The organism is Pseudomonas sp. 34 E 7 (genome assembly GCF_900005715.1).
Taxonomy (GTDB): domain Bacteria; phylum Pseudomonadota; class Gammaproteobacteria; order Pseudomonadales; family Pseudomonadaceae; genus Aquipseudomonas; species Aquipseudomonas orientalis_A.
In genome coordinates this window covers 1-10,161 of sequence record NZ_CVTX01000137.1, presented here as the reverse complement: position 1 = coordinate 10,161, position 10,161 = coordinate 1, and the positions used below count along the sequence as shown (strand labels likewise).

The following is a 10,161-nucleotide window of genomic DNA, read 5'->3' as shown; positions in this document are numbered from 1 at the left end:
CCGCCGCCACGCGCCATCCATGGCGCGGGGCGGCTAACCCGGCGTCCTGCCGGGTTGCCCACGGATTCAAGCCTGCGTTCGGCCAGCGTGGTTTGACGGGGCGCCTGAGATCAAAAGCAGATCAAGATCAAGAGCGGCTCGCTTCGCATCGGGGTTACGGTGGGTGCTGCGGAGCTGTGTAGATACCTATGCCCTGATGAGGCCCTTCAGACCGCCACACTCACCTCCTGCCTGTCGACCTCCACCAACACCTCAATCATCGCTTTAGCCGCCGGCGACAACCGCGCCCCCGTGCGGCTGACGATCCCGCACCGCGCACTCAGGGTATCCATGTTCTGCGGCAGGTTGCGCCAGTGCAGCAGCACCAGCGCGCCGCTGGCGATGTCCTCGGCGAACGCTTCCTCGGTGCCCACGCCAATGGCGTTGGACTGCAGCACGATTTTCACCAGCGCCGGGAAGTGTTCGGTCTGGATGCTCGGCGAAAAATCCATGCGCCCGCTCAGGTTTGCCAGCAGTTTGCGAATGCCCTGGGAGATCAGCGGCGCCGCCAGCGGGTAGTCGAACATGTCATTGGTCGACAGGCTGTCCTTGGCCAGCAGCGGGTGCCCCGGGCGGCAGAAAAACACGCCGCGCTTGGCGGTCAGCGCTCGGGTCTGGAAGTTCGGGTCGGCTTCGAACTGACGGATGTCGGCAATGAAGAATTCGATCTCCTCGCGGCTCAGGGCGCGGCTGAGTTTTTCCCAGTTATCCACTTGGAAACTGGTGCGGATTTTCGGGTGCGCGCCGATAAACCGCGCCACCGCATCCGGCACCAGCTTGACCGCCGGCGCCGGGCCGCAGCCGAAGCGCAGGTCGCCGGCATCGAGCTTGGTCATGCGCGTGACTTCACTGCTCAGCAAGGCGGCGCCATGCACCAGGCTCAGGGCGTGCTGCAGTACCACCTGGCCTTCGGGCGTGGGGCGCAGGTCCTTGTGGCCACGGTCGACCAGCACGCAGCCGAACTCCTGTTCCAGCCCCTGGATACTGCGGCTGAACGCCGGTTGAGTGATGCCCATGGCGTCCGCCGCGCGTACGAAACTGCGGTGTTCGTTGAGGGCAATGAAGTAGCGCAGTTGACGCAGATCCATATGCATTCCCGGCATTTGAAAAATAGGTCGAAGGCATTTGCGAGCGACGGAGCTGAGGTTTTAAATGCAAGCTCTTATTCCGTCAACGAAGCATTAGTTCATTTGCTAGATCTAAAATGCATATGAATAGAGCGTTGCCGGCGAGCGTTCCACCATCCGCAGGCACATGAGGGTCACCACAATGAGCAACGCCGCATTAGCTGTTCAACCCATCGCCCAGGCACTGGACATTCATCCGGTCGCCGGCCGCATCGGCGCCGAGATCCGTGGCATCAAACTGTCCGGTCATCTCGATGCCGCCACTGTCGACGCCATCCAGCAAGCGCTGGTGCAGTACAAGGTGATCTTCTTTCGCGAACAGTCCCACCTCGACGACCAGAGCCAGGAAGCCTTCGCCCATCTGCTCGGCGAGCCGATTGCCCACCCGACCGTGCCGGTGCGTGACGGCACGCGTTTCCTGATGGAGCTGGACGGCACGCGCGGCCAGCGCGCCAACTCCTGGCACACCGACGTGACCTTCGTCGATGCCTACCCCAAAGCTTCGATCCTGCGTTCGGTGCTGGCGCCCGCATCCGGTGGCGACACCGTGTGGGCCAACACGTCGGCGGCCTACAACGACCTCAGCGTCGAGCTGCGCGCCCTGGCGGATAACCTCTGGGCCATCCACAGCAACGAATACGACTACGCCGCGCTCAAGCCGGATGTGGCGGTGGAGCGGCTCGAGGAGTACCGCAAGGTGTTCACCTCGACGGTGTATGAAACCGAGCATCCGGTGGTGCGCGTGCACCCGGTCAGCGGTGAGAAAACCCTGCTGCTGGGGCACTTCGTCAAGCGCCTCAAAGGCTACTCCCAGGCCGACTCGACGCAACTGTTCAACCTGTTGCAAAGCCACGTTACCCGCCTGGAAAACACCGTGCGCTGGCGCTGGAACAGCGGCGACGTAGCGATCTGGGACAACCGCGCCACCCAGCATTACGCGGTGGACGACTACGGCACCCAGGAGCGTATCGTGCGCCGGGTGACGCTCAAGGGCGATGTGCCGGTGGGCGTGCACGGGCAATCCAGCAGGACCACCAAAGGCCGCTGAGCCAGGCTGCAGATTAAAAATGTGGGAGGGGGCTTGCCCCCGATAGCTGAGTGTCAGTCAACCTTTCAGTGGCTGACACACCGCCATCGGGGGCAAGCCCCCTCCCACAGTGATTTGCATCGTTCTACCAGACGCCAATCTGCACCACCTTCTCCGCCTCCGGCTCACCGTAGCGAAACCATTGGCCACGCACTTCGATCTCGGTGTGGCTGATGGTGGTTCGCCGCTTCAACCCGCGCAGCCAGTCGAACAGATAACCCACATGCACCTCGCGCACGTCGGCATAGGCCGGGTCGGCGCCCAGGTCGTGTACTTCCTGCGGGTCGTTGTGCAGGTCGAAAAGCTGCGGGCGGAAGCCGTCATAGGCCAGGTATTTCCAGCGCTCGCTGCGCACCATGGTCATGCGGCAACGGTCGATCGGCTGGCCCAGGCGCTCGCGGGCGGGGGCCTGGAAGGCGTAGTCGTACTCGGCAATCGCATAGTCACGCCAAGGCGTCGGTTCACCGTGCAGCAGCGGGATCAGCGAGCGGCCTTCCAGGCGGTGCTCGGCGGCAGGCAGGCTCAGGGCGTCGAGGAAGGTTGGCAGCGCGTCGATGGTCTCCACCAGGCGCGCGTCCACCGAGCCACGGCTGATATCGGCACTGGCACGCGGGTCGCGCACGATCAGGGGAATGCCCACGGCAGGTTCGAGCAGGAATTCCTTTTCACCGAGAAAGTGATCGCCGAGGAAGTCGCCATGGTCGCTGGTGAACACGATCAGCGTGTCATCCCAGCGCCCGTTGCTTTGCAGGAAATCGAACAGCCGCCCGAGCTGGTCGTCAATCTGTTTGATCAGCCCCATGTAGGTTGGAATCACCGTGAGCCGCACCTCGTCGCGGGAGAAGTTCAGGCTCTCCTGGTGTTGACGAAACGCCTGGTACACCGGGTGATCGCTGGTGTGCGCCGGTTGAATCGGCGCCTGGATATGCTCGGCGCCATACAGCGCGTGGTACGGCGCCGGGGCGATATAGGGCCAGTGCGGCTTGATATAGGACAGGTGCAGGCACCAGGGTTGTTCGGCCTGCTCCTGGATAAAGTCGATGGCGCGGTCGGTGGTGTAGACGGTTTCCGAGTGCTGCTCGGCAACCCGCGCCGGCAACCCGGCGTTGCGCATGTGCCAGCCGCTGAGCACTTCGCCGTTTTCACCTTGCGCGGCATTGGCCCATTCATGCCACGGGTTGCTGCCGCTGTAGCCCTGCTCGCGCAGGTAATGGGTGTAGGGCGCGGACTCGCGTTTGTCCTCGAACAGCGGGCTGTCGGGGTAGATGCCGTCGTGACGGAAATAAGTGTCGAAGCCCACTTCGTTCAGCGCCTCGGCCTGGGCGCTTTCAGGGTCGATATTCAGCCGCTGCAGGGCATCCAGGTTTGGTGTGGCGTGGGTCTTGCCCACCAGCGCGGTGCGGATGCCGTGGGGGCGCAGGTAGTCGCCGATGGTCAGTTCCTCCAGGGGCAGCGGTACGGCGTTCCACGCCACCTGATGGCTGCTGACATAGCGCCCGGTGTAGGCCGACATCCGCGACGGGCCGCAGATGGTGCCCTGGGTGTAGGCGCGGCTGAAACGCACGCCGGCTGCGGCGAGGCGGTCGATGTTCGGGGTGTGCAAATGGGTGTGGCCGTAGCACGACAGGTAATCGCGGCGCAGTTGGTCGCACATGATGTAGAGCACGTTGCGTACGGGTTGGGGTTGGGACATGCAGGCTCACCGGATGGAAGATAGGTGAGGTTTTTTCGCTGTTTGGGTGGGGCGCTGGCAAGTGCATTTGGGGACTGGGTTTCATGCAGTGAATGCATGGGTGTTGCCATCGGGGGCAAGCCCCCTCCCACACTTGAAATGCATTCCAGATGTGGGAGGGGGCTTGCCCCCGATGGCGTCGGTTCAGACCGCGATATTCTCAAGCGTATAACTATCTTCATCCAGCTCATCCACTTCCTTGATCTGCTCAATCATCGCCTCCGCCAACGGCGACAATCGATACCCCGCACGGCTGACAATCCCGTAGCGGGTGTAACGCTCCTCCAGATTTTCATCCAGCCCCGCGATTTTCAAACACACCAACTCGCCCCGGGCCATGTGCAGCATGTCGCTGTTGGCGCTGACGATGCCGATGGCGTCCGAGCGCAGTACCACGCCCAGCAGGCTGTAGCCGTTTTCGCATTCGACGTTGGGCTGGTAATCCGGTCGGCCGCTGAGGTCGACGATGACTTTGCGCAGGTTCGGCGGGCGGATGGTCACGGCCAGCGGGTAGCTCATCAGTTCGGCGGGGCTGACGCTGTCGTGGGTGGCGAGGGGGTGCCCGATGCGGCAGCAGAAATACCAGCGGCGTGAGCGCAGGCGGTGGGTGTGGTAGTCGGGGTTGGCTTCGAAGTGGCGGGTGTCGGCGACGAAAAACTCGAACTCTTCACTGAGCAGGCGTTTGCTCAGGCTTTCCCAGTCGTCCACCTGGAACTGTACGCGTGCCTTGGGGTAGCGCCCGATAAAACTGCCGATGGCGCGGGGGATCAAGCCACCGGCCGGCGCCGGGCCGCAACCGAAGCGCAACTCGCCGGCCTCCAGGCCGTTGAACTGGCTGATCTCATTGGCCAGTTGCTGCGCGCCGCTGACCAGGCGCCGGGCATGTTCGAGCAGCACCTGGCCTTGTTTGGTCGGCGCCAGGTCTTTGCGCCCACGGTCGACCAACTGGCAGCCGGTGCTGTGTTCCAGCGCCTGGATGCTGCGGCTGAAGGCCGATTGCGACAGGTTCACCGTCAACGCCGCCGCGACGAAACTGCGTTGTTCGGCGAGGGCGATGAAGTGGCGAAGTTGGCGCAGGTCGATATGCATTTTTCACATCAAAAATATCCGGGAAATGCATTGGCTATGCATTAGGTCGACTCCTTATAAAGGCTATCTCTTATGCAGTAAATGTTCTAAAAACCATAAATAAATAACCTTAAGGAATATGCCTTGCTGGATATTCCTGGGTTCCGGAGCCGCCCATGAGTCTGTTCAAGCCCGTTGTACCCTTCAAGCGCCTGCCCCTGGCGATGCTGCTGGCGGGCAGTGCCAGTTGGACCCCCAGTCATGCTGCCGAGCCGGCTCCGGCAGGCGAGAGCGCCAGTGGCCAGTTGGAAACCGTCACGGTCACCGCGCGGCGGCGTACCGAAAGCGCCCAGGCGGTACCGACGCCCATGAGCGTGGTCGGCGGCCAGGCGCTGGAGAGCCAGCGGGTGTATCGGATTCAGGACCTGCAGCAGCTGGTGCCCAGCGTCAACGTCGCCTATATGCATGCGCGCCAGTCCAGCGTGTCGATTCGCGGCCTGGGCAACAACCCGGCCAGCGACGGCCTGGAGGGCAGCGTGGGGTTGTATATCGACAACGTCTACCTCGGGCGCCCCGGCATGGCCGTGTTCGACCTGATGGACATCGAGCAGCTTGAGGTATTGCGCGGCCCGCAGGGCACCCTGTTCGGCAAGAACACCACGGCGGGGGTGATCAATATCAGCACCCGCGCGCCGAGTTTCACCCCGGAGCGCAGCATCGAAACCTCGTTGGGCGAGGACGGTTATTTCCAGACCAAGGGCACGATTTCCGGGCCGCTTACCGATGAATTGGCCGGGCGTTTTTCGGCCTATCGCACGCGCAGCGACGGCGACATCAAGAATGAACATGACGGCCACGACCTCAATGGCGGTTCGCGCCAGGGCTTTCGCGGGCAACTGCTGTACAAGCCCAATGAGGCCTTCAACCTGCGCTGGATCGGCGACTACAACGAGGAGGATTCCAGCGCCGGTACACGTGTGCTCTACAGCACCGGGCCGACCATCAACGGCACCAACCTCTATCAGTCCCGGGCCAACGCCGCGGGTGCGACCCTGGTCGATGGCACCCACCGCAAGGTCAACCTGGACAACGACCAGCACGTCACCGTGTTTCAGGGCGGCACCTCGCTGGAGGCCAATTGGACCTTGCCGAGCGATTTCACCCTGACGTCGGTCAGTGCCTATCGCTGGTGGAATTTCACCCCGCGCAACGATGACGGTCTTAACGTGCCGGCCTCGTATAACGCCGGCGTATCGGTGGAGGACAAGCAGTGGTCCCAGGAATTTCGCCTGGCTTCACCCCAGGGCGGGTTTTTCGATTACGTGCTCGGCGCCTACTACTTCGGCTCTGACCTGGATAACAAGTCCTTCGCCTATTACGGCCCCCAGGCGGATATCTGGAACGGCACGCCGAGCGGCGCGTTGAACAACGTGAGCAGCATCGGCAACGGGCATATCCGCACCGACAGTTTTGCGCTGTTCGCCCAAGGCACCTGGCACCTGACCGAACGCCTGGATTTCACCGCCGGCCTGCGCGGCACCTACGAAGAAAAAAGTGCCTGGGTGACACGCAATGCCCCGCTGGGCGGCGCTGCGGTCAGCGGCGCTGCTGCCACGGCGCGGCGCGGGCGTACCGGGGCGTATGACTCGGGTGACCTGACGCAATACAGCGCCACCCCGTCGGGGCTGCTCAACCTCAGTTACCACTTCAATGACAACCTGCTGGGCTACGCCACGCTGTCCCACGGCGAGAAGTCCGGCGGCGTCAACCTGGCGGTGGGCTCGGCGCCGACGGCGGGGGCCGACTCGCTGTTGATCGGCACCGAGCGCGCCAACAACGCCGAGTTGGGTTTCAAGAGCACGTTGTGGGATCGCCGCCTGCAACTCAACGCCAACCTGTTCTGGACCCAGGTCAATGGCTACCAGACCAACGCCTACGACCAGGACAACCGTGTGCAGTACCTCACCAACGCCGGCTCCGTGCGCTCGCGGGGGGTGGAAGTGGAAAGTACGCTGGTGCCGATCAAGGGCCTGACGCTGAACCTCAACGGCTCCTTCAACGACGTCAGTTACCTGTCTTACAAGGACGCGCCATGCCCGCCGGAAGTCAGCCTGCGCCCCGGCGCACCGACGTCCTGCGACCTCACCGGCCACCAGGTGGTGGGCGCGTCGAAATGGATCGCCAACGCCAACGGCGAGTACAAGTGGAACCTGGATAACGGCTTTGAACCCTACGTCACCGCCAGTTATGCCTTCCGCTCCAAGGCGGTGGGCACCGTGGAAGATTCCGACTACGGGCAGATCCCGGCCTATGCGCTGGTCAACCTCTCCACCGGCCTGCGCGGCAATTACCAACAGGGCCAGTGGGACGTGTCGCTGTGGCTGAAAAACGCTTTCGACAAAACCTACTACACCACCCTGTGGACCGGCGGCAACGGCGGATACGAAGGCCTGCTGGGCGCCCCGCGTACCCTAGGCGTGACCGGGCGCTACGACTTCTAGCCCGGTGCGGTAGGTGGCCGGGCTGAACACCCGCGTCACCAGCAGCATGGCCAGCACGGTCAGTGTCAGCACGATCCAGGCGCTGACAAAGTTGCCGGTCAGTTCGCGCAGCCAACCGGTCAGCCAGGGCGAAACGGCGTTGATCAAAAAGCCCACGCCCTGGACGAAGGCGGCCAGTTGCCCGGCCTGGCGTGGGTCGCGGTGATGGTCGAGGGACAGCAGCAGGCTCAGGGCGAAGCACGCGCCCAGGCCGAAGCCGCACAGGGCCACCCACACGTGGGGAAAGACCTGCGGCGCGATGATCAGGCCGAGGTAGCCGAGGGTTTGCGCCACCAGGCTGATGCCCAGCAGCGGGCGACGGTCGATGCCGCGTTGTGCCAGCACCGGCATCAGCAGCGCGGCGATCACCTGGAAAATGGTCATGAACGCCAGCAGCGAGCCGCTGGGCAGCACGCCCCACCCCAGTTGCTGATAGTAGGCAGGCAGCCAGGCCACCATGCTCATGTAGCCGCAGTTGACCAGGCCGAAATACAGCGCGAGCAACCACGCGCGACGGTTGCGCAGCCCCTTGAAGGCGGGCGCCACGTGTGGACTCCTGGCGGCGCCCAGCGGCAGCCACGTCCATAGCAACAAGGCTGCGAGCGCCGGCAACAGCCACACACCCAACCCGGCCTGCCACTGCTGGAAGTGCGTCGCCACCACCGGGCTGAGCAACGCCGCCAGGCCTCCGCCGGCCATCAGTGAGGCCGAATACACGCCCATCGCCACCGGTACGCGCTGATGAAACTCGCGCTTGATCATCGCCGGCACCAGCGCCTGGATCAGCGCCACGCCCGCACCACCGAGCAACGCGGTGACCAGCAGCGCCGACGCCTGGCCCATCAGCCAGCGCGCCAGGCACGCCAGCAGAATCATCACCAGGCCCAGGGCGATACCGCGCCGTTCACCGAGCCGCGCTTCCACGCGCACCCCCACCAGCGCCACCAGGCCCATGCAGATCACCGGCAGGCTGGTCAGCAGGGCGCTGCTCTGGAAGCTCAGGCCGGTGGCCTGGCGAATTTCGCCGAGCAACGGACTGATGGAACTGAGGATCGGCCGCAGGTTGAGGCCGAGCACTACCAGCAGGCTCCAGCCTGCAAAGGACTTATTGAGGGTCATGCAGCGCCTATGCACCCAGTAAAATGTGGCGTGAGTATGGCCAGCGCCCCGGGTATTCTGAAATTAAATATAACCATGCCAACCAGTGGCAAAGAGAATGACCATGTTCGATCCCGTATTGCTGCGCAGCTTTGTCGCTGTGGTCGATTGCGGCAACTTCACCCGCGCCGCCGAGCGCCTGCACTTGACCCAATCCACCGTCAGCCAGCAGATCCGCCGCCTGGAAGATGCCGTGGCGTGCCAGTTGCTGGACCGCGATCAACGCCGTGTCGTCGCCACTGCCGAAGGCGAGCGCTTGCTGGGCTATGCGCGACGCATCCTGGCGCTGCATGAAGAGGCCGCCGATGTGTTGATCAACCAGCAAAGCGACGGCGTGTTGCGCCTGGGTGTGCCGGAGGATTTCGCGGCGCAGCGATTGATGCCGTTGCTCTCGGCGTTTGTGCTGGCCTATCCACGGGTGCGCCTGGAGGTCACCAGCGGGCTGGGCCCCGAGCTGCAGCGCCAATACCGCAGCGGTGAGTTCGACGTGTTGCTGGTCAAACAGATGGGCAGCAGCGATGACTGCCTGGCCTCGTGGCCCGAGCCGCTGTGCTGGGTGGACAGCCGCAGCACGCCGTGCCTGGGACGCGACCCGTTGCCGCTGGTGGCGTTTCCCGTGGGCGGCCTGTACCGCAATGAAATGCTGCACCACCTTGAAGTGGGCGGCTGGCGCTGGCGTATCGGCTATTCCAGCGCGAGCCTGGCCAGCGTGTGTTCGGCCGTGGCGGCGGGGTTGGGCGTGAGTCTGTTGCCGCTGCGGGTGGTGCAGGCCGGGCATGTGGTGCTGGGCGCAGAGAGCGGTTTGCCCGTGGTGCAAGGCGTGCGCCTGGCGTTGTATGCCCGCAGCGGCCTGAGCGCGGCAGGGCAGTGCTTACAGGCTGAACTGTTCGATTTGTGCGCCAACAGCCCCGTTGGGCCATGCCTCTACTGAATATTTTGCATGCCTGAAACGCATTGAAAAATGCCACCTCTGCGCCAGGCCGCGCAGACCGTGGCTTTGGCGTATGAGTCAGTTTTATTTATTCAAGTTAGGCATAAGCATAACTTTAAAGATTACTTTAAGAGATAAGCACCCAGCCCGATGATTCAACCCTGGACGGCCTGCCACGCAGGCCCGTCGGTTTTTAGGTTTGAAAATCGTAGGGAGTGAATCAATGGGCAATGTCCAGACCGCCGCCCGTGCCACTGAGGCGCAAGGGCGCCTGGCACCGAGCGGTGAGTTGGTCGACCTTGACCGGCCGCACCGCGCGCCGTTGGGGCAGTTGCGTCTGCAGCAGACCCCCAAGCGGTTTTCCAGCCGGCGCGAAGGCGTTCTGTTGGGCTTGTTGGTGCTGGCCTTGCACGGCGCGGTGATCTATTGGGTGAGCCAGAAGCCCACCCCGGTGCTGCCGGTGGTGCCGCCGGAAATCC

At 63.5% G+C, this 10,161-nt stretch carries 7 protein-coding genes and 1 pseudogene; 4 read left to right on the top strand and 4 right to left on the bottom strand.

The window, feature by feature from the left end; all coding sequences use genetic code 11:
* Positions 1 to 206: 206 nt before the first annotated feature.
* Positions 207 to 1,127, bottom strand: a complete 921-nt coding sequence (locus tag BFP96_RS12975) for a LysR family transcriptional regulator (RefSeq protein ID WP_065936350.1) — start codon at positions 1,125 to 1,127, stop codon at positions 207 to 209.
* 181 nt (positions 1,128 to 1,308) lie between these two features.
* Here BFP96_RS12975 and BFP96_RS12970 point away from each other — a divergent pair, with 181 nt between their 5' ends.
* Entirely contained in the window at positions 1,309 to 2,214 is a 906-nt protein-coding gene (locus BFP96_RS12970; RefSeq protein WP_065936349.1) for a TauD/TfdA dioxygenase family protein, read from the top strand.
* Positions 2,215 to 2,338: 124 nt separating this feature from the next.
* Here BFP96_RS12970 and BFP96_RS12965 read toward each other — a convergent pair whose 3' ends face one another.
* On the bottom strand, positions 2,339 to 3,946 hold the full coding sequence (locus tag BFP96_RS12965; protein WP_065936348.1) for an alkaline phosphatase family protein: 1,608 nt from the start codon (positions 3,944 to 3,946) through the stop codon (positions 2,339 to 2,341).
* A gap of 183 nt (positions 3,947 to 4,129) precedes the next feature.
* Positions 4,130 to 5,074, bottom strand: a complete 945-nt coding sequence (locus BFP96_RS12960; RefSeq protein WP_065936347.1) for a LysR family transcriptional regulator — start codon at positions 5,072 to 5,074, stop codon at positions 4,130 to 4,132.
* Between the two features lie 155 nt (positions 5,075 to 5,229).
* Here BFP96_RS12960 and BFP96_RS12955 point away from each other — a divergent pair, with 155 nt between their 5' ends.
* Positions 5,230 to 7,554: a TonB-dependent receptor gene (locus BFP96_RS12955; protein WP_065936346.1), complete on the top strand. Its 2,325-nt coding sequence runs from the start codon at positions 5,230 to 5,232 to the stop codon at positions 7,552 to 7,554.
* On the opposite strand, the gene BFP96_RS12950 is transcribed toward BFP96_RS12955, so the two are convergent.
* Positions 7,525 to 8,712: a CynX/NimT family MFS transporter gene (locus BFP96_RS12950; RefSeq protein WP_065936345.1), complete on the bottom strand. Its 1,188-nt coding sequence runs from the start codon at positions 8,710 to 8,712 to the stop codon at positions 7,525 to 7,527. The genes BFP96_RS12955 and BFP96_RS12950 overlap by 30 nt on opposite strands.
* 103 nt (positions 8,713 to 8,815) lie before the next feature.
* On the opposite strand from BFP96_RS12950, the gene BFP96_RS12945 reads away from it, so the two are divergent.
* Both BFP96_RS12945 and BFP96_RS12940 read left to right on the top strand, forming a co-directional pair.
* Complete coding sequence (locus BFP96_RS12945; RefSeq protein WP_065893823.1) at positions 8,816 to 9,682, top strand: LysR family transcriptional regulator; 867 nt, start codon at positions 8,816 to 8,818, stop codon at positions 9,680 to 9,682.
* 223 nt (positions 9,683 to 9,905) lie between these two features.
* A pseudogene (locus tag BFP96_RS12940) lies at positions 9,906 to 10,161 on the top strand (energy transducer TonB); the annotation flags it as partial.